The 20,672-nt window shown below is 58.0% G+C and carries 17 protein-coding genes; 7 read left to right on the top strand and 10 right to left on the bottom strand.

The window, feature by feature from the left end:
- The first annotated feature begins 5 nt into the window (after positions 1 to 5).
- The 3 genes from ACR0L4_RS16260 to ACR0L4_RS16250 all read left to right on the top strand — a co-directional run bounded on the left by ACR0L4_RS16260 (position 6) and on the right by ACR0L4_RS16250 (position 3,229).
- Entirely contained in the window at positions 6 to 1,253 is a 1,248-nt protein-coding gene (locus tag ACR0L4_RS16260) for an MGH1-like glycoside hydrolase domain-containing protein (RefSeq protein WP_480514196.1), read from the top strand.
- Positions 1,253 to 2,308: an ABC transporter ATP-binding protein gene (locus tag ACR0L4_RS16255; RefSeq protein ID WP_480514195.1), complete on the top strand. Its 1,056-nt coding sequence runs from the start codon at positions 1,253 to 1,255 to the stop codon at positions 2,306 to 2,308. The genes ACR0L4_RS16260 and ACR0L4_RS16255 overlap by 1 nt, the downstream gene beginning before the upstream one ends.
- A gap of 231 nt (positions 2,309 to 2,539) precedes the next feature.
- Entirely contained in the window at positions 2,540 to 3,229 is a 690-nt protein-coding gene (locus tag ACR0L4_RS16250; RefSeq protein ID WP_480514194.1) for a class II aldolase/adducin family protein, read from the top strand.
- Between the two features lie 127 nt (positions 3,230 to 3,356).
- Here the strand turns inward: ACR0L4_RS16250 and ACR0L4_RS16245 are convergent, their stop codons facing one another.
- The 9 genes from ACR0L4_RS16245 to bhcA all read right to left on the bottom strand — a co-directional run bounded on the left by ACR0L4_RS16245 (position 3,357) and on the right by bhcA (position 15,053).
- Entirely contained in the window at positions 3,357 to 5,426 is a 2,070-nt protein-coding gene (locus ACR0L4_RS16245; protein ID WP_480514193.1) for a TRAP transporter large permease subunit, read from the bottom strand.
- Positions 5,427 to 5,508: 82 nt separating this feature from the next.
- On the bottom strand, positions 5,509 to 6,555 hold the full coding sequence (locus ACR0L4_RS16240) for a TRAP transporter substrate-binding protein (protein ID WP_170754200.1): 1,047 nt from the start codon (positions 6,553 to 6,555) through the stop codon (positions 5,509 to 5,511).
- A 30-nt stretch (positions 6,556 to 6,585) separates the two neighbouring features.
- The gene (glcF, locus tag ACR0L4_RS16235) at positions 6,586 to 7,947 is read right to left on the bottom strand and encodes a glycolate oxidase subunit GlcF (RefSeq protein WP_480514192.1); all 1,362 of its coding nucleotides are present in this window, start codon (positions 7,945 to 7,947) and stop codon (positions 6,586 to 6,588) included.
- A 13-nt stretch (positions 7,948 to 7,960) separates the two neighbouring features.
- Positions 7,961 to 9,112: a glycolate oxidase subunit GlcE gene (glcE, locus tag ACR0L4_RS16230; RefSeq protein WP_480514191.1), complete on the bottom strand. Its 1,152-nt coding sequence runs from the start codon at positions 9,110 to 9,112 to the stop codon at positions 7,961 to 7,963.
- A gap of 49 nt (positions 9,113 to 9,161) precedes the next feature.
- A complete protein-coding gene (locus ACR0L4_RS16225; protein WP_480514262.1) occupies positions 9,162 to 10,601 on the bottom strand; it encodes an FAD-linked oxidase C-terminal domain-containing protein in 1,440 nt (479 codons plus the stop codon).
- Between the two features lie 31 nt (positions 10,602 to 10,632).
- Entirely contained in the window at positions 10,633 to 11,622 is a 990-nt protein-coding gene (gene bhcD / locus ACR0L4_RS16220) for an iminosuccinate reductase BhcD (protein WP_170754195.1), read from the bottom strand.
- 80 nt (positions 11,623 to 11,702) lie between these two features.
- Positions 11,703 to 12,866, bottom strand: a complete 1,164-nt coding sequence (gene bhcC / locus ACR0L4_RS16215) for a 3-hydroxy-D-aspartate aldolase BhcC (RefSeq protein ID WP_480514190.1) — start codon at positions 12,864 to 12,866, stop codon at positions 11,703 to 11,705.
- A gap of 11 nt (positions 12,867 to 12,877) precedes the next feature.
- Positions 12,878 to 13,852, bottom strand: a complete 975-nt coding sequence (bhcB, locus tag ACR0L4_RS16210) for a beta-hydroxyaspartate dehydratase BhcB (RefSeq protein ID WP_480514189.1) — start codon at positions 13,850 to 13,852, stop codon at positions 12,878 to 12,880.
- A 10-nt stretch (positions 13,853 to 13,862) separates the two neighbouring features.
- Positions 13,863 to 15,053 (bottom strand): L-aspartate--glyoxylate aminotransferase BhcA, encoded by a 1,191-nt coding sequence (bhcA, locus tag ACR0L4_RS16205; protein ID WP_170754189.1) that lies wholly within the window; start codon positions 15,051 to 15,053, stop codon positions 13,863 to 13,865.
- 210 nt (positions 15,054 to 15,263) lie between these two features.
- Between bhcA and ACR0L4_RS16200 the strand changes: the two genes are divergently transcribed.
- On the top strand, positions 15,264 to 16,079 hold the full coding sequence (locus tag ACR0L4_RS16200; protein WP_170754187.1) for an IclR family transcriptional regulator: 816 nt from the start codon (positions 15,264 to 15,266) through the stop codon (positions 16,077 to 16,079).
- Positions 16,080 to 16,258: 179 nt separating this feature from the next.
- On the opposite strand, the gene ACR0L4_RS16195 is transcribed toward ACR0L4_RS16200, so the two are convergent.
- Complete coding sequence (locus ACR0L4_RS16195) at positions 16,259 to 17,248, bottom strand: LacI family DNA-binding transcriptional regulator (protein ID WP_480514188.1); 990 nt, start codon at positions 17,246 to 17,248, stop codon at positions 16,259 to 16,261.
- Positions 17,249 to 17,503: 255 nt separating this feature from the next.
- Between ACR0L4_RS16195 and ACR0L4_RS16190 the strand changes: the two genes are divergently transcribed.
- The 3 genes from ACR0L4_RS16190 (at position 17,504) to ACR0L4_RS16180 (ending at position 20,666) form a co-directional block, all read left to right on the top strand.
- Complete coding sequence (locus ACR0L4_RS16190) at positions 17,504 to 18,808, top strand: extracellular solute-binding protein (protein WP_170754183.1); 1,305 nt, start codon at positions 17,504 to 17,506, stop codon at positions 18,806 to 18,808.
- Between the two features lie 71 nt (positions 18,809 to 18,879).
- Positions 18,880 to 19,761: an ABC transporter permease subunit gene (locus ACR0L4_RS16185; protein WP_170754181.1), complete on the top strand. Its 882-nt coding sequence runs from the start codon at positions 18,880 to 18,882 to the stop codon at positions 19,759 to 19,761.
- A gap of 11 nt (positions 19,762 to 19,772) precedes the next feature.
- Entirely contained in the window at positions 19,773 to 20,666 is an 894-nt protein-coding gene (locus ACR0L4_RS16180; RefSeq protein WP_480514187.1) for an ABC transporter permease subunit, read from the top strand.
- The last annotated feature ends 6 nt before the right edge of the window (positions 20,667 to 20,672 follow it).

Below are 20,672 nucleotides of genomic sequence, written 5' to 3'. Positions count from 1 at the left end.
CACAGATGAACCAACATACGAACCCCGACCGCGAGGCGCGTAATATTCTGATCGCCAATGATCGCGGAGGTTATACGATCCCGACCGAGGGTCTGTATCCCTATCAGTGGAACTGGGACAGCGCGATTGCAGCACTTGGATTTGCCGAGTTCGATATCGACCGCGCCTGGACTGAGATCGAGACCCTGCTCTCGGGACAATGGAAAGACGGTATGGTGCCTCACATCCTGTTTCATCAACAGGATGACGGCTACTTCCCCGGTCCCGAAATATGGGGCTGCAACGGTCCGATCCCGTCTTCGGGCATTATGCAGCCGCCGATTGCCGCGACCATGGCGTGCAAGATCTGGGAAAAGGATCCCGAGGCGGGTGATGCACGTATGCGGAATTTGTTTCCTGGATTGCTCGCCTGGCATCGCTGGATCATGAAATGGCGCCTTGACGATCACGATGCCGTTTGCACGACGCATCCATGGGAAGCGGGTCGCGACAATGCGCCAGACTGGGATCAGACGATGTTGCGCGTTGATGCCTCGGATGTAGGAGATTACCAGCGCCGCGATACGACCCATGTGAACAGCGAGGACCGGCCGACAAAGTTCGATTACGACCGCTATATCAAACTGGTCCAGATCGGGCGCGATGCGAGTTGGGATCAGCAAGTCCTGCTGACCGCGAACCCCTTCCGCGTGGCTGACCCGACCATGACCTTTACAACCCTGCGCGCAGCCAGAGACCTGTTGGCGATCAGCACCGCGCTTGGCCTTGAGGCAGAAGGGCTGGAGGCGGACATTTCCCGCCTGAATGCAGGGGCGAAATCGTTGTGGAACGATGATCTGGGAAGCTTCGACTCGCGGGACGCCCATACGGGCGAATGGTCCAGCACCGTGTCGAACGCATCGTATATGTGCTGGTATGCCGGTGTTGAATCGGATCGCATGCTGGAGCGTGTCCAAAAGGTTTTGGCCAACGTGCCCCATCCAATCCCCAGCTATGATCCCGGCATGCCGGGTTTTGATGCGCGCCGATACTGGCGGGGACCAACCTGGGCGATCATGAATATGATGATCGGATTTGGTCTGGAAGATATGGGCCATTCACATGAAGCAGATCAATTGCGTCGCAAAACGGCTGATCTGATTACAAGCTACGGATTTGCCGAGTATTTCGATCCGATGACCGGCAGTCCTGCGGGCGGCAAAGCCTTCACCTGGACTGCCGCTGTCTGGCTACACTGGGCAGGGAGGGTCTGATGGGTAGTATTGAACTCAACGCTGTTGAGAAATGGTTTGGGTCTGCGCAGGTTATCAAGGGCGTTGACCTCAAAATCGAAGAAGGTGAGTTCGTTGTCTTCGTTGGCCCCTCGGGCTGCGGCAAGTCTACGTTGTTGCGTATGATTGGCGGGTTGGAAGATATCTCGCGCGGGGCCTTGCTGATAAACGGCAATGACGTGACAGATCATCCGCCGTCAAAGCGCGGGCTGACCATGGTGTTCCAATCCTATGCGTTGTATCCGCACCTGACAGTGGGCGAGAACATGGGCTTTTCGCTCAAGGTGGCCGGGGTGCCCAAGGCCGAGATTGCAGAACAGGTCGGAAAAGCCGCCGAAGTTCTGAAGCTTGACCCGTTTCTGGAACGCCGTCCAAAGGATCTGTCGGGTGGACAAAGGCAGCGTGTGGCCATCGGGCGCTCGATCGTCCGGGATCCCACGGCGTTTCTGTTTGATGAGCCCCTGTCGAACCTTGATGCAGCACTGCGGGTCGAGATGCGGTACGAGATCGCGAAGCTCCACCAGAACCTCAAGCGGACGATGATCTATGTAACCCATGATCAGGTCGAAGCCATGACACTGGCGGATCGGATCGTGGTTCTGGAATACGGCAAGATCGCTCAGGTCGGCACGCCGCGCGCACTCTACGAACGACCGGCAAACCTGTTCGTCGCGCAGTTTATCGGCAGCCCCAAGATGAATATTCTGCCGTGTTCTACACAGGCTGGGCGCTACACTCTGGAGCATGGCGGGGGTGGTGAGTTTCCCTTGTCCGGTGTTGCAGACAAGCTTGGTATTCGGCCCGAACACATAGAAGTGGTTGCAGCCGGCGAAGGTCAATGTGACGGTCTTGTCGAGGTGATCGAGTACCTTGGTGCAGACACATTCCTGATCATCGATTGTGGAGCGGAAGACAAAGTAACTGTTCGACTAAACGGAGATACCGACCTCAAGCCAGGAACCAGGATCGGCTTGCATTTCCCGGCTGACAAGCTGCATTTCTTCGATGGAGAAGGGATGGCGCTGGGTTTGGAATAGACGCATCAGCAGGACTGTTCTGGAAAATCCACCGTCCATATTCCCAAATGGCTGCAGGGGTTTGTCGCAAAAAGCGACTGTCTCTGCAGCTGCATGCATGGGACTGGTGGTGCGTGCAAAACATGTTAGATCAATTCATGACACGACTGGTCGCCCGGTCTTAGTGGCACTAGAAAGGTTGTGCGATTTGCCTTGATGACGTGGCACACCAAGATCGCAGGGAGTTCTGAGATGGAAAACCTGGAGACGCGCACCGCGCTGATTGAAACCTGCCGCGCCATGAACGCAAGCGGCATAAATCAGGGGACGTCGGGCAACGTGTCTGTGCGTTCGGGGGATGGTCTTCTGATCACGCCGTCCGGGATGTCCTATGACACGATGACACCGGAAGACATCGTTTTCATGGACTTCGACGGCACCTATATTGGTCCGCGGCCATCATCCGAGTGGCGCTTTCACCGAGATATCCTGATGGCGCGAAGCGATGCCAACGCTGTGGTTCATTGCCACTCGGTCCATGCGACAGCGCTGGCCTGTCATCACAAATCTATTCCAAGTTTTCACTACATGACCGCTGTAGCCGGGGGCACTGACATAAAATGTGCGGGCTATGCCACCTTTGGAACGCAGGCGCTTTCGGATGAGGCGCTTGGGGCACTTGACGGGCGGCGCGCCTGCCTTCTGGGACAACATGGCCAAATCGCAATCGGTGAAAACCTGGCTGCGGCTTTGTGGCTTGCCACCGAGGTCGAGACCCTTGCGCGAATTTACATAAATGCCTTGGCTTTGGGTGAGCCTCCAGTTCTGTCAGACAGCGAAATGGCCATCGTGATCGAAAAAATGAACGGGCAGGGCTACGGTCAATCCGAGGCATCTGAAGATCACAGTCCAGAGCGCCCCAAAACCTCTGTTTTGCCATAGGGCAAGACGCTTTGATGCTATTTGAAATCTGTGTGCGAGGCTTCGTTCGTTTTCTATCGCCAATCAGGCTTGAATGACGACGAGCGTTTGTTCTGGCGGCACTCTGAACACGTGCCGCCAGAACCCATCAGTAGGCGACGGACGGCAACCAGGTCGCGATCTGCGGGAACAGGATCACCAATGCCAATCCGGTCAGTTGCAACAGGATGAACGGTACAACACCCTTGTAGATATCCTGCAACCGGATTTCCGGCGGGCAAACACCTTTCAGGTAAAACAGCGAGAAGCCAACCGGAGGGGACAGGAAGCTGGTTTGCAGTGTCACAGCCACCAGAATGACGAACCAGATCAGCTCGGGGTTATCTAGCCCATAGCCTGGAACTGTCATCTGCATCGCCACGATGATGGGTGCGACCAACGGCAGGATGATCAGCGTGATTTCGATCCAGTCCAGAACAAAACCCAGCAGGAACACGATCAGCAGGATGAACAGGATGGTGCCCATCTCGCTCAGGCCCATGCCTTGAATGGTCTTGGTGATCAGCTCATCTCCTCCCAGCTCACGCAGGACGAAAGCAAAGCAGGTGGCCCCCAGGAAGATCGCAAAGATATAGGCCGTGGTCTTGAACGTGTTCCGCGTCACTTCGAACAGGTTGCGCCAGTTGAGCTTGCCATAGGCCAGCGCCATCAAGGTGGCCCCAGCCGCGCCAACGCCGGATGCTTCGGTTGGTGTTGCGATCCCTGCAAAGATCGAACCAAGCACGGCAAAGATCAGACCGACTGGTGGCAGGACCGCTTTGAACACGTCCCAGATTGCAGCCCAATCGACCCGTTTCGCGCCTTCAGGCAACGGCGCAACGTCCCGGTTCACTGTCGCGATGATCACGATGTACAGGATGTACAGACCGCCGATGATCAGCCCTGGGAACAAGGCGGCCATGAACAGATCGCCAACCGACAACGCCATCTGGTCGGCCATGATCACCAGCATGATGGATGGTGGGATCAGGATGCCCAGCGTTCCCGAAGAGGCGATGACCCCCGCAGCCAGTGTCTTGGAATAGTTCTGCTTCATCATCGCCGGCATCGACAGCAGGCCCAGCAGAACGACGGACGCCCCGACGATACCGGTTGACGCGGCCAGGATGATCCCAATTGCCGTCACGGTAATGGCAAGACCACCGCGCATCGTGCCAAACAGGCGCTGCATAGAGATCATCAGGCGCTGGGCCACACCGGATTCATCCAGCATCAGCCCCATGAAGATAAACATCGGAAGGGCCACCAGAACCGCGTTTGACATGGTCGCATAGACACGGTTCACCACCGCGCCCAACGTCAGATAGTCCAGTCCGGTAAACGTGGACTCCATCCCCGTCCACAGCAGCATATCGTTGTCGCCCATATAGGCCACGCCGGTAAACAGAACGCCGACGCCCGCCAGCACCCAGGCCACCGGAAAGCCCGAGAACAACAGTGCGACAAAGGTCATGAACATGATGATGACCAGCGTGTCTTCCGGAGTATCGACCAGTTGGATCAACCCGATGGTGACGGTCAAAAACATCGCCCACATCATGAAAAGCTTGACCAGTCCAGAGGTTGCGGAGCGGTCATCTGCGTTGGTCAGCAGCATGTATCCGTCGTGGATCAGCCGCGCTATGGCACCCGTTGCCACCAGTACAAAGCTGATTGCAATCACGGACTTCAACGCCCAACGCGCGGGCAGACCGGTCGGGCTGTCCGAACGTTCGTTCACCCGGTAACTGTCATGGAAGTAGTCATAGCCCTGATCGATCATCAGCCAGCAAAACGGCAACAGCAGGATCACGATGCCCGACATCTCCACCACGCGTTTCGCGCGGGACGAGAAGCCGAGACGCAGAATGTCGACGCGCACATGTGCATCATGCGTCAACGCATAAGACATCCCGATCATGGTCGTCAGAGCGTAAAGATGCCACTGCAGCTCATCCAGCTTCGGAAAGTTCCAGTCCAGGGCGTACCGCATGCTGACCTGCGACACGATGGCGAGAACCAGTGCAACATTGGCCCACATGACAACGTGACCAACGCCGGAAACGATATCGTCCAACCGGGCCGACAGTTTCGGGCGGCGGCGATCGTCACCCTCCACTTCGTCCCAATGCGGGTCGACATGTTTGTTCAGTTTGTTTTCGAAACTCTCGCTCACCATCTTATTCCCCCCCGGAGCTGGGGCCCCTATCTACGGGGCAATAGAGGGATCCGGGCAGTATCGCCCGGACCCCACATGTCGATTACTGCCGGGGCAGGAACGCGTGCGTTTTCCAAAGCGCATAGCCATCGCTGAACTCGGTCAGGTTCGAATAAACCTTGTTGAAGAACGCGTCATTTGCGGCTTCTTCAGCGGCGACCTCTTCCCAGGTCGTGCGGAAGATATCCAGCATTTCCGGAGTCCAGTCGACGATGGTCACGCCGTTTTCCTCGACATTGCGTTGCATGGCAGCGAACTGGATCGCTTCGCCTTCGGCAAAACTCTCGGTCATCTGCGCGCGGCATGTCAGTTCGATCTGCGCCTGCAACTGCGGGTTCAGCTCGTTCCACTCGTCCTTGTTGATCAGCAACTCAAAGATCGTGGCCTGCTGGTGCCAGCCGGGGAAGTAGTTGTACTTGACCAGCTTGTCGAAACCCAGTCGTTGATCGATGGCAGGCATCGAGAACTCGGTTGCGTCGATCGCGCCTTTTTCCAGTGCCGGGAAAATCTCACCACCCGGCAGCAGCGACGTGGCGACACCCAGTTTCTGCATGACTTTGCCGCCGAGGCCGAAGAACCGCATCTTCAAACCGTCCAGTTGCTCGACCGAGGTGATCTCTTCAGCGAACCATCCCGAGGTTTCGGGGGCGATGATCGTGCAGGGGAAGACTTTAACGTTGTAGCCGGCCTGATCATACATTTCCTGATACAGGTCCAGCCCGTCGCCATAGTACATCCAGGCCATGTATTCGCCCGCCTCCGGACCAAAGGGAACCGCCGAGAACAGGGGAGCCGCAGGGATCTTGCCCGCCCAGTATCCGGCTGTCGCAAAGCCCGAATTGATCTTGCCGGTCGACACGGCATCCAAAATCTCGAAGGCCGGAACCAGTTTTCCGGGCTCATAGACCCTCATTTTGATGGACCCGCCGGAAATGGCGTCCAGATCCTCGGACACGCGCACAATGGGCGTGCCAAGTCCCGGTAGTTCGGTCGAGAACGCAACAGGCGTTTTCAGCAGGATTTTGTCGGCGGCCAACGCAGGCGCTGCGGCCAGAGCCATGGCGGCGGTCAGGGTTGCAAAGGTCTTCATGTCTGGTTCCTCCTATTGGACATGTGGTATTCAGCTGCCGGTTTTTGCGATCACCGGCGGCGGAGTGTCCGGCAGTTTGAAGCCGGTTTGAACACGGGGGGTCGGGTCGGTCAGGGCGCGGGGCTTTGGCCCGCCTGTGGCCCAATCCAGCATTTCAGCTGTGTGAACGATGGGAAGGCCAGTGGCCGATCCAATCTGCATCATGCAGCCGATGTTTCCGGCCACGATGACGTCCGGGTTTTGCGCCTCAAGTGTTTGCACCTTGCGGGTCTTGAGCTCGGCGGAAATCTCAGGCTGCATCAGGTTGTATGTTCCCGCCGAGCCACAGCACAGATGGCTGTCGCGCGGCTCGGACACTTCGAACCCCGCGGTTTTCAACAGTGTTTTGGGCGCGGTCTTGATTTGCTGGCCGTGCTGCAAAGAGCAGGCCGCGTGATAGGCGACACGCAGGGTGTCGGCCTTGTCAGGCTCTTTCAGCTCCAGATCGGTCATCACCTCGGATATGTCCTTGGTGATAGCGGCCACGCGGATGGCGTCATCTTCCAACTCGGTCCCGGCGAACATGTGACCATAGTCCTTCAAAGTGGTGCCGCACCCACTGGTGTTGATGACAATGGCATCCAACCCGCCCGCATCCATCTCGGTTGCCCAGGCGCGGATGTTTCTGGCAGCCGTGGCGTGGCTTTCTTCGGTTTTGCCCATGTGATGGGTCAGTGCCCCGCAGCAACCCGCGCCCTCGGCAATCACCACGTCACACCCATGCCGGGTCAAAAGCCGGATTGTGGCGTCATTGATGTCTGTGTTCAGGGCCTTCTGCGCGCAACCGGTCATCAGCGCGACGCGCTTGCGGCGCGGGCCGCTTGTCTGGAAGGTCTGTGGATCATCGTTTCGGCTGACCGGAGGAATGACCTTGGGGGCCATGTCCAGCATCGCGCGCAAGCGGGCGTCTGGCACCCATTTCCGGAAGGGATAGGCCATCTTGGCCCCCAGCAGAGCCAAACGAAACCGTGTCGGATAAGGCAGGATGCGCGCCAGTATCCAGCGCAGAAATCGATCATCCCAACTGCGCGTGTAATTCTGCTCGATATAGGCGCGGGCATGATCAACCAGATGCATGTAGTGCACACCTGACGGGCAGGTGGTCATACAGGCCAGACAAGACAGGCAGCGATCGATATGCGTGACGGTTTTCTCATCCGGCACGCGCTCGTTTTCCAGCATGTCCTTGATCAGATAGATACGCCCTCGTGGACTGTCGAGCTCATCGCCCAGCACCTGGAAGGTTGGGCAGGTGGCGGTGCAGAACCCGCAATGCACGCAGGATCGCAGGATGTCGTTCGATCGCTTCGTGTCGCGGTCTTCGAGTTGGACCGGGGTGAAATTCGTTTGCATCTCGCCCTCCCGCTCAGGCTGCCATCAGGTTCGGATTCAGCAAGCCGTCCGGATCGAACTGCGCGCGCAACTGATCCGAGATCTGCTGGAGTCGTGGGTGCTGAGGGTGAAACACTGGAACCGTCCGCCGCAGTTCAGTGCTGCCTCTGATCAGAGTCGCATGACCCGCGCCTTGAGGAATCAGACCCCGGATCGTCTCGGCTTGGTCGGGCGCATCTGACGGTACGGCCAGCCAGATCAGCGCACCGCCTTGATCCAAAACCGCGCGCGCCTCTAGCTTATGCCGCGCCGCTTCGATCACCTGTGGCGCATCTGTCGGCTTCAGGGAGAGTTTCCAAATCGTATCGCGCGTGCCCGAGAACACGTGAACATCTCGAATGCCGGTCCAGATTGTGCCGTTGAGATCGCCTTCAAGTACCGATCCACCGCCAAGCAAATCACGTAGTTTGGACAGCCGGTAGTCGACCTGCGCCGACAATCCTTCAACCCGCACCATCGCCGTGCCATTTTGCCAGGCCGCACCCGAAACTTCATACGGCGTTGTAGTGGCGCGGCAGAAGAGACCTACAGCCTCTGCTTCGGTGACATCGGTGAATTGCAGTGTTGCGGCACGTTCCGGTCGCGGCAGTACCTTAAGCGCGATTTCCGAGAGAACGCCCAACGTGCCATAGGCCCCGCAGGCCAGTTTGGTCAGGTCCAGCCCGGTGACATTCTTCATCACCCGACCGCCATTTGCGATCAGACGGCCCTGTCCATCGACATAGCGGACACCCAGAATAAAGTCACGGCATGCCCCGGCAATGAACCGACGCGGCCCCGAGACGTTGCATGCGACGACACCACCAATCGTCGGTTCGCCGCTGGTGCCCAGCAGGGGCCGATGATCCATCGGTTCAAAGGCCAGCATCTGCCCCTCGACGGCCAATGCGGCCTCAATCTCTTGCAACGGGGTTCCAGCCTTGGCTTCCAGCGTCAGTGAGCCGGGTTCGTACCGCGTGATTCCGGCGAGGCCCGAAGTATCGAGGGCCTGAGCAACCGTGCCGGGATTGCCGATCTGGCTGCGCGTACCACCCGCAACAATGCGCAGGCGCGTGTTGGAAGCCTTTGCTTCAAGCACAGCTTCTCTGAGCGCCGACTCGCTGGTCGGCGTTGCACAAGCGGTCATGTCTTTCCTCCTCCTGCTCTTCGTCGTGAAAGAGCGGTTCCTTACCCCGTCAGGTGGCTCGGCTCCTCCGATCCGCGCTCAACTCCAATGGGAATACTTTTGTCGGGTTCAGCAGCCATTCAGGGTCAAACACATCCTTGACCTGCATCTGGGCTTCCAAGTCGGTGTTGCTGAACTGATAGGTCATCAGATCCCGTTTCTCGATGCCCACGCCATGCTCGCCGGTCAGGCAGCCCCCCACATCGACACAGGTGCGCAGGATGTCGAAGCCAAACGCCTCGGCCCTTTCAAGATCGCCGGGTTTGTTTGCATCGAACAGGATCAGCGGGTGCATGTTGCCGTCGCCTGCGTGAAAGACGTTGGCGACCTCCAGCCCGTGTATCTCGCTTAGCTCACTGATCCGCTGCAGTGTCTCGGGCAGCGCCGAAACCGGCACGGTGCCGTCAAGGCACATGTAATCGTTGATCTGGCCCATCGCACCAAAGGCGGATTTCCGACCCTTCCAGATCAGGGCGCTTTCCTCGCTGCTTTGGCTGGTGCGCAATTCGACCGGATTCAACGGCTGTGCTATGGCCCTGATCCTGGACAGCTGGTCGTCAATCTCATCCTCCGAGCCTTCGACTTCGACGATCAAAAGAGCTTCGCACATCGGATAGCCCGCCTTGGCGAAATTCTCGACCACACGAATGCAGGGGCGGTCCATGTATTCGATGGCGACAGGCAGAACGCCTGCCTTGATGATGTTGCCGACGCATTCGCCCGCAGTTTCAGCGCTGTCAAAACCGATCAGGATCGGGCGTGCACCTTCAGGTTTGGGCAGGATGCGCAAGGTGGCTTCGGTCACAATTCCAAGCTGGCCTTCCGATCCACAGATCAGGCCCAAAAGATCAAGGCCGGGGGCATCCATCGCCGGGCCGCCGATCTCGACAATCTCGCCATCTGTCATCACCATGCGGACGCCCAGCAGATTGTTGGTGGTCACGCCGTATTTCAGGCAATGCGCACCGCCAGAGTTCATTGCGATATTCCCGGCAATCGCGCAGGCCAACTGGGAGGAAGGATCAGGAGCGTAGAAAAACCCGTCATCCTCCACTTGCCCCGTCACCGATAGGTTCGTCACACCTGTCTGTACACGGATGAAGCGGTTGTCATAGTCGATGTCCAGTACATCCTTCAGCCGCGCCGTGCCCAGAATGACGCTGTCTGCAGTGGGCAGAGAGCCCCCGGCCAAGGATGTGCCTGCTCCGCGCGGGACGACGGCAACGCCAAGGTCATAGCAGGTCTTCATAGCGGCGGCGCATTCCTCGGTCGTGCGTGGCAGCACGACCGCCAATGGCGGACAGCGATAGGCTGTCAGCGCATCACATTCATAGGCGCGGGTTTCATGCGCGTCGCTGATCACGCTGTCAGACGGCAGCACCTGTTCCAGCGCCGACACGATGGCCGATTTGCGGTCCAGAACCGACTGGTCGGGTGAGGGCATGGCGATGGTGGACATAGTGTGCTCCGGTCTTGGATGATCACAGAGAGGCCCGTTCGGCCTGACCGCTTTCTTTGGCCAGCTGTGCGGCGACCGAGGCGACGGCAAGGTCTTGCAGGCCCACTCCGGTGCCATCGAAAAGGGTGATTTCGTCGTCCGACCCACGCCCCGGGTGATCGCCATTGATAACAGCGCCGATGGGCGTGATCTGACCTTCGGTCAATGACCCGTCTGCGATTGCATGTTGCGCCTCACCGATGGTGATGGATTGGGCAACCTCATCTGTAAAGACGGTGGCATGGGCGACGAGAGCGGCATCGACCTCTTGCTTGCCCTTGGTGTCCGTGCCCATGCAGGCCAGGTGGGTGCCGGGCTTGATCCAGCCTTTCATCAGCAGCGGTTCAAAAGCCGAGGTGATCGTGATGATGACATCCGCTTGTGCGCCAAGTTCCTCTTGGGTCACCGCTTCGAAATCCAGTCCGACTTCGTGTGCAACCTCGCCCAGGCGGGGCAACATGTCGGGATGAGGGTTCCAGGCGACGACCTTTTCGAAATCGCGCTGTTCGGCGGCGGCACGCAGTTGGAAGGTGGACTGGTGGCCTGCGCCGACCATGCCCAACACCTTGGCGTCGCTGCGCGCCAGATGTGCGATAGACACTGCCGAAGATGCAGCGGTGCGCACGGCGGTCAGGTAGTTGCCGCCTACAAGCGCTGACAGCCGCCCGGTGTCGGGGTCGAACAGGAAAACGGTAGACTGATGATTAGTCAGCCCTTTTTCCATGTTTCCGGGCCAGTACCCACCGGATTTAACACCCAACACCTGACCGGCGCGGTCAAAGCCGGATTTGAAACCATAAAGCGCATCGGCGTAGCCGATGGCCTCGCGAATGACGGGGAAGTTATAGGCGTCTCCCCGCGCCATGGCGGCAAAGACGTCCTGAACCGCGTCGAACGCCTCGATGCGGCCGACCAGTTTCTGGCAGAGGTCTTCTCCGACGATCAACAGGGGTTTGTCTGACATATCTTTCATGACCTTTTCCTCAGCTTTTGGGGCAGGTCCGGGCGGCAGGGGAAGGGGTAACTGCCGCCCGGACACAGGTGCGGTTCGGCTTAATACGCCTTGCCGCGAGCGGATACGGGCCAAAGAGTTTCGACCTTGCCAGCCCGCACGCCCACGTACCAATCATGTACATTTGCGGTTGGGTCGCAGTGGCCGGGGACAAGGCGTAGCTTGTCATTGACCTTCAAAACGCCATCGGGGTCGGCGACGACGCCGTGCTCGTCCGAGCACTTGATGTATTCCACATCCGTGCGTCCGAAGATCACCGGCAAGCCGCTGTCTACCGACTGCGCCTTGAGGCCTGCGTCGACGATGGCCTTGTCGGCCTTGGCGTGGCTCATGACGCTGGTGAGGATGAAAAAGGCGTTCTCCCACTCTCCGCGGTCGATGCGGTTCCCATCCTGATCGAGAATGCGGCCATAGTCGGCATCCATGAAGGCGTACGAGCCGCATTGCAGTTCGTTGTAAACGCCTGAAGTGCTCTCGAAGTAGTAGGAACCGGTGCCGCCACCGCCAACGATGTCGCACTCCAGTCCTTCGGCCTTCAACCCGTCCACGGCGTCTTTCACTTGTGCCACGGCGACGTCGATCTTGGCTTTGCGATCTTCGTACAGGTCCATGTGCTGCATCGCGCCCTGATAGGCCTGGATACCCGCAAATTTCAGCCCCGGCGCGGCGTCGATGGCCTTGGCGATCGAGATCACCTCGGGCGTGGTGGTCACACCGCAGCGCCCTGCGCCGCAGTCGATCTCGACAAGACATTCGATCTGCGTGCTATGACGCTCGGCCGCCTCGGACAGGTCGGCGACGTTGTCGATGTCGTCGACGCAGCAGATCGCGCGCGCGCCGAGCTTGGGCATCCGCGCCAGACGGTCAATCTTGGCCGGGTCGCGGACCTGATTTGACACCAGAACATCCTTGATCCCGCCACGGGCGAACACTTCGGCCTCCGAGACCTTTTGACAGCAGACGCCACATGCGCCACCCAGTTCAACCTGCAGACGGGCCACGTCGACCGATTTGTGCATCTTGCCATGCACCCTGTGGCGCATGCCATGGGCCTTGGCGTAGTCGCCCATCTTCTTGATGTTGCGCTCAAGCGCGTCGAGGTCCAGCACCAGCGACGGTGTCTGGATGTCGGCCTCATCCATGTCGATGGCGGCAGGGATGTCGAACCCGACTTCAAGCTGATCGATGTTTACAGGCTTGTTCATTTTCTTCCTCCTCAGCCCTGAATCCAGGGCAGTTTATCCAGATCCACGTTGCCGCCGGTGATGATGACGCCGACGCGCTTGCCGCTGAAGGCTTCGGGATGTTTCAGGATGGTCGCCAGTGGGACCGCACAGCTGGGCTCCATCACGATGCGCAGATGTTTCCAAGTGGTTTTCATCGCCGCGATGATCTCGTCTTCGCTTGCGGTGTGGATGTCGCTCACGAAGTTGGACACAAAGTGCCAGGTGTTTTCCTTCAGGGGCACCTTGAGCCCGTCGGCGATGGTGACAGGCGCGTCATCGGCGATGATGTGACCAGCCTTGAAGCTGCGATAGGCGTCATCGGCCTGTTCCGGCTCCGAGGCATAGATTTGCACTTCGGGCGCAAGGTTCGACAGGGTCAGACAGGTGCCCGAAATCATGCCGCCGCCGCCGATGGGCGCAACCACGGCATCCAAGCCGTCGGTCTGTTCCAACAGCTCTGCCGAGCAGGTGGCTTGTCCGGCGATCACGCGCGGGTCATTGTACGGGTGCACAAATTCACCACCCGTGCGGTCCTGCACGTCGGTGAATACCGCCTCGCGCGAGGTTGTCGAAGGCTCACATTCGGTGATGATCCCGCCATAGCGGCGCACTGCATCCTTCTTGGCCTGCGGGGCGGTGCGCGGCATCACGACGTTGCAGGGGATGCCGCGCCGACCGGCGGCATAAGACAGGCTGAGCGCATGGTTGCCCGAGGAATGCGTGCAGACCCCGCGTTGCGCGGCCTCGTCACTGAGGCCGAACACCGCGTTGCAAGCGCCGCGCACCTTGAAGGCGCCGGCCTCTTGAAAATTCTCGCATTTGAAGAACAGCTGTGCACCGGTCAGTTCGTCCAGATAGTTCGAGCGGAGCACGGGTGTGCGGTTGATATGAGGTTTGATCCGCGTGTGCGCTTCGCGCATATCGGCGAGGGTCAGGCGGTCCGCCGTGGTTGTTGAGTCAAGCATCTCTCTCTCCTCAAGCTGCGGATTTCATGGGGTTTGCGTGGCCTGCCCGATAGTAGTCCTGCGCCGCCGCAACACCGCTGCCCAGTTCGATCGGGTAGTCCAGGTCAGCCATGGCCATTTCGATGGTCGCCAGCCCAGACAGAACCATCACGTCCGTCAGACTGCCCAAATGCCCGATCCGGAAAGCTTTGCCGTTCATTTCGCCCAGACCGATGCCAAAGCTGACACCATAAGTACTGAACGCATGATCGGTCAGCGCATTGCTGTCGAAGCCGTCAGGCACATAGATCGCGCTGACCGTGTCCGAGTAGAGGTCGGGCGACTGCGCCACCAGTTTCAGGCCCCATGCTTCGGTGGCCTTGCGCACACCTTCCGCCAGACGGAAGTGGCGCGCATAGACGTTGTCCAGACCTTCCTCGAACAGCATCTGCAGGCTCTCGCGCATGCCATAGATAAGCTGAAGTGGCGGGGTGTAGGGGAAGCCACCGGACGCGTTGGCATTCATCATGTCGCGAAAGTCGAAGAAGGTGCGAGGCAATTTCGCCGTTTCCATAGCAGCCAGCGCCTTTGGGCTGACACACAGGATCGCCATGCCGGTGGCCAGCATAAATCCCTTCTGCGAGCCGGACACCGCTATATCAACGCCCCAGCCGTCGAATTCGAACGGCATCGATGCCAGAGAACTGACGCAATCCACGAACAGCATGGCGGGGTGATTGCCAGAGTCGATGGCCTTGCGAACCGCTGCAATGTCCGAGCGAACTCCGGTGGCTGTTTCATTGTGGGTGACCAGAACGGCCTTGATCTGATGGGATGTGTCAGCCGCCAGAGTTTCGGCAAATTGATCAGCAGGTGCGCCGCTGCCCCAGGGGCATTCGATGATGCGAACGTCCAAACCATGGCGCTGACACAGGTCGATCCAGCGGTGACTGAACATGCCATAACGCGCTACCAGAACCGTGTCCCCAGGGCTGAGCGTGTTGGTAACGGCTGCTTCCCAACCTCCGGTTCCGCTGGCGGGAAACGTGATGATCTGGCCAGATGTGGTGGCAAATACTTTCTTGGTATCTTCCAGAACCGGTGCGAAGGTCTCGACAAAGTCCGGCGCACGGTGGTCCTGGGTTTGAACGTGCATGGCCAGACGCAGGCGGTCAGGAATATTGGTGGGGCCTGGAATAAAGACCGGGTTTTGGTTTGACATCGTCTCTTCCTCCGATTTGGTAAAATTATCTTACCAGTCATGGAATTTCGCAATTTTCTTGAAAATGTTTTTCACTGAGTAAAAAATGTGCTCAATGCCCTGTAAATCATGACATTTGTATTTTTTCATTTTTACCATGGTTTTTTTGGAAATTGAAAAAATATCTCACAGCGTTAGTGTTTCACACGAAAATCAACGGAGCAAACCGGTTTGGAGAATCACAAAAGACCACGCGGTCGGCCGAAATCGCTTTTCAAGGAAAGCTCGGCCGGAACACTGCAATCGCTGGATCGCGCGCTTGGTACGCTCAGCGCTGTTGCCAAGTTCGAACGTTCTACACTAAGCGATCTCAGCCGCGAGACCGGAGTGCCCACGGCGACCACGCATCGCATTCTGACGACCTTGTCTAATCGTGGTTTCGTCACCTTTGACGAGCACCGGCAGGAGTGGATGATCGGCATCGAAGCCTATCGCACCGGCGCGTCCTATCTGAAACGCAACAACGTTGTGGAACTTGGCCGCCCAATCATGAGCCGGTTGATGCGTGAGACGGGTGAGACGGCGAATATGGCCATGCCAGATGGTGAGAGCGTGGTGTTTGTCAGCCAGATCGAAACCAGCAACCCGATCCGAGCGTTCTTTCCACCGGGCTCACGAACGCCGATGTATGCCTCGGGCACGGGTAAGGCGCTATTGGCAGCCATGAACCCGAATGCGTTGGCTGCAGTCTTGTCTAAGACAACATTCGAAGAGTTTACAGAACGGACCCACAAAACTGCCGAGGCGTTGCTGTCCGATCTGGAGGGCATCCGCCAGCGTGGTTGGTCTTTTGATGATGAGGAACGCTATTCCGGAATGTCCTGCACGGGTGCGGTGATCTACAATGAGAACGGTGTGCCTTGCGCGGGGATTTCAGTGTCCGGTCCAACGTCCCGGATCAACACGAAGAATTCACAGAAATTTGGAGAGATGGTCCTGGAAGCCGCAAAAGAAGTGACCAGGGCAATCGGTGGGGATGCCCGCTAGCGCAGACTGGATTGCGTGTACCATGTGACTGGCAAGCTGTCAGGTTGCACAAGAAGCCGCTATCGACAGCAGGTCCTGGAGGGCATTGGTGTGCGGTGAACAACAATTGCTTTCCATTGAAGGACGCGGCGGCCTACGAGATACGCATTAAAACTCATGAAAAACCGCTGATGGATGGGTCAATGCGTGCTGCGGGGAACAAAAAACGGCTCGATCAAAAGTGTTTCACTGTCTTTGGCCGGTTCGGCCAAACGACGTTCGAGCAATGTGATGACATGCTCGACCGATAGATCAATGGGGTTGTTGACCGTACTTAGACTGAATGTCGGCCATCCCGCCATTTCGATATCGTCAAAGCCGACAATCGACAGTGCGCCCGGCACATCCAGTCCCAGTTCGCGCGATGCCGTCAGGGCGCCCAATGCGCTGGCATCATTGGCGCAGATCAGGGCGTCAAGACTGTGGGCCTGCAACAGCTTCATCGACGCTGCGTACCCGGCCTCGACCGTGAACTCTCCGGCCTCTTCTGCAACAAGCGTCAAACCCGCCTGCCCAAGTGTGTTGATCACGCCCGCCCTGCGATCTGCAGAGGAGGCAAAACTTGCCGCGCCCGAGACAAACCCGAATCTTGTGCGTCCACGGTCAAGCAGAACCTGGGTGGCTATCCGCATTCCACCAGCGTTGTTGCAACACACGTTGTCGATCCCTGGCGCATCGACGATGCGACCAGACGAGATCATCGGTACTCCGAATTTGCTACATTGCGTCACAAGGGCTTGGGGCATGCTGCCACCCCGCAGAATCATCGCGTCCAATGGGTAGCGCAAGACCTGATCCATGGCCGCTTCCGCGCGTTCGTCCCCCCCATCGATCAGAATCGGCCATTTGTTCAACGCGTTCAGACGCCCCACCAACCGGTTCACAAATTCCGAGTCGTAGGTGCTGCGCATGTTCCCGACAAAGACCGCAACCAGATGCGAACGACCCCCTTTGAGGCCCGCCGCCAAAGCGTTGGGTTGATAGCCCATAAGTTCAGCCATCTTATGTATTTTCTTGCGTTTCTCGTCGTCCAGATATGCGCCGGGTGTAAAGGCGCGCGACACGGCCGACCTTGACACGCCAGCCGCGTCAGCAAGGGCCTGCGCCGTTACACGGCGCGGTCTGTCCATGGATTTATCGCTCTTCTCAACCACATCCAAGCTGTCCATCTTTTCGGTGGAATTTGTCAATATTGCTAGAAATCTTTCATCGAACTGTCATACGTTAACAGTATGTGAGCACGTGTGCAGAATCCTGACATGTCTCACGATGCAGGTCGGAGGCTGCGCGCGAGAAACGCCGCAGGGGGATCCTGCATAGCAAACTGGCAAAAAATGCCGCGGGTCTCTTTGCTGCAAGGGGCCGACACCGAACCGGAGGAAGACATGACCAAACTGAAGTTTTGCGCAACGGCTGCTGCGCTCGCGTTCACCGCGACCACGGCCTTTGCAGAAACCGAAATCACCTGGTGGCATGCCCATGGCGGGCAATTGGGAGAAACCGTCAACAAGGTTGCCGAGAAATTTAACGAGTCGCAGGACGAATACACAATCACTCCGATCTACAAGGGCAGCTACGAAGAAACGCTGACCGCAGGTATCGCGGCATTCCGTGCCGGTGAGCAGCCCAACATCATGCAGGTGTTTGACGCAGGCGCCGCCACCGTGATCGCGGCCAAGGGCGCGACCGTTCCGGTTCAGGACCTGCTGGCTGACAACGGCGTCGATTTCGACATCAACGACTACATCGCCGGTGTGCGTTATTTCTATGCCGATAGCGATGGCAAAATGATCGGGATGCCGTTCAACTCTTCGACCCCGATCCTGTATTACAATGTCGACGCTCTGGACGCGGCAGGCGTGACCCCACCGAAAACGTGGGAAGAGTTCCAGTCGACCACCGCTCCGGCGCTGAAAGAGGCGGGCTATATCCCGCTCAGCCAGTCGCACCTGCCCTGGATCTTCACCGAGAACTTCATGTCGCGCCACAACCTACCGTTTGCGACCAACAACAACGGCTACGACGGCATGGATACCGAAATCCTGGTCAACAACGACGCGATCAAGGCGCATTTCACCGCCGTGACCGAGTGGAAAGACAACGGCCTGTTCGAATGGTATGGCACCGGCTGGGGTGACAACGCAAAACCGTTCGAAGAAGGCAAGGTTGCCATGTGGCTGGGTTCGTCCGGTTCCTTCGGCGGCCTGCTGCAGAAAGACCTGGGCTTTGAATTCAGCGCGGTCGAGCTGCCCTATTGGGAAGCCGTCACCGCTGAGCCAACCCAAACCTTCATCGGTGGCGCAGCCCTTTTTGCGATGTCGGGCAAGTCGGACGAAGAAAACAAGGCAACAGCCGAATTCTTCCGCTTCCTGACCGCACCCGAAACCCAGTATTTCTGGCATCAGGAAACCGGCTATGTGCCGATCACCGAGGCAGCCTATGAAACGGCCAAAAAAGATGGCCACTATGACCGCTACCCGGCGGCTCAGGTTGGTGTGAACCAGTTGCAGGCGAAAGCAGGTGACAACACCAAGGGCTACCGCATGGGCTTCTACGTTCAGATCCGCGACATCATGAACCGCGAATATGGCCGTATCCTGACTGGTGAGACCGACGTGGAAAGCGCCTTCCAAAACATTGAAGCCGAAGCCAACGAATTGCTGGCGCGCTTCGCCAAGACTCAGGGCTAAGGTTCTGGGATCACCCCCAAGATGGTCGCGCCTTCGGGTGCGGCCATCCCCATTTTTCAACTGGACGGGTCATGAAACGCGCGGGCTTCGACACAATCTGGCTTCCTGTGGCATTGTTGCTGCCACAGTTGATGATCATCGCAATCTTCTTTTACTGGCCCGCAGGATGGGCGCTGCAATCTTCGTTCTTCCTGCAGGACCCATTTGGCTTTGGGTCGACCTTTGTGGGGGCGGACAACTATACGTCGCTTCTGGGCAATGATCAGTACAAGCGCATCGCATGGTTCACGATTGTCTTTTCCGTCCTCGTGACCTTCTTCTCACTCGCCATTGCCCTTTTGCTGGCGGTCAAGGCAGACAAGGTGATCCGGGGGGCCAAATCCTATCGTACGCTTCTGATGTGGGTTTATGCCATTGCGCCGCCAGTTGCCGGGTTTCTGGGCATCCTGTTCTTTGATCAGAGCACCGGCCCGATGACAAAGTTCTTCCAGATGTTCGGATGGGATTTCAAGCTGGGCGTGGATTACAATGCGACTGCAACGGCCATGATCATCGTGGCTGTGTGGAAACAGATCCCGGTGAACTTCATCTTTTTCCTGTCGGGCCTGCAATCGATCCCGCGGTCAGTCCGCGAGGCTGCGATGATCGACAACCGCTCGGCGACGGGGCGCTTTTGGCAGGTGACTTTTCCCTTGCTGGCGCCAACGGCGTTTTTCCTGCTGATCATAAATATCACCTACGCGCTGTTCGATACGTTCGGCATCATTGATGCGTTGATGAAAGGCGAGCCGGGGAACAACCCGATGACTCTGGTCTACAAGGTCTTCCTGGACGGCTTCCGGGGCAATGACCTGGGCGGGTCGTCAGCGCAGTCCGTTGTCCTGATGGTTCTGGTCCTGATCCTGACTGTCTTTCAGTTCCGGCTGGTTGAACGCCGGATCCACTATACCTGAGGGGACGAAAGATGGCTGACACTACTCTTGAAACACCCGAGGTCGCCCGCCGCCCCCGCAAGATCAAGTGGAGCGTGATTGGTGACCATACGGTCCTGATACTGGGTTCGCTGCTGATGATGCTGCCGCCGCTGCTGGCGCTGACGACCGCCAGCCACGATGCGGTGACGATCCATCGCCAGGGCATTCAGCTGGGCCTCGGTGATGATCTTGGTAAAAACTTTCACGCCGCAATGTTCGAGAAAGGAGGGTTCACCCAGACGGTCGACGGAACGCTGATGCTGATGAACTCGTTCATCCTGGGCATTGGGTTTGCGGTCGGCAAGATCATCATCTCGATGATGGCGGCCTATGCCATCGTCTATTTCCGGCTGCGCTTTGCAACGCTGGCCTTCTGGATGATTTTCACCACCCTGCTTTTGCCGCTTGAGGTCCGTATTCTGCCATCCTACGAAGCGATCCAGAAAATGGGCCTGACCAACACGTATACGGGTCTGATCGTGCCGCTGATTGCCTCGGCGACCGGGACGTTCTTTTTCCGTCAGTTTTTCATGTCCGTTCCCGAGGAATTGGCCGAAGCAGCCCGGATCGACGGGGCGGGGCCGTGGAAGTTTTTCATCGATATCCTCGTGCCGCTCAGCCGGACGATGATTGCAGCGATTTTCATCATCATGTTTGTCTTTGGCTGGAACCAGTATTTGTGGCCGACGCTGATCACAACGGATGAAAGCTTCTTCACGCTGGTGCGCGGCATCAAGCAGATCGTGCTGACCTATACCGACAGCCAGATCCCCGAACACGGACAAGCGCTGGCCCTGGCAATCGTTGCCATGATCCCGCCGGTGGCGATCGTCATCTTCTTCCAGAACTGGTTCGTCAAGGGCCTCACAGAATCCGATAAATAAGGAAAA

The sequence above is a fragment of the Ruegeria sp. AB5 genome (assembly GCF_056542645.1).
Note: the sequence above shows the minus strand (reverse complement) of the source record. Positions and strands in the feature narration are given on the sequence as shown.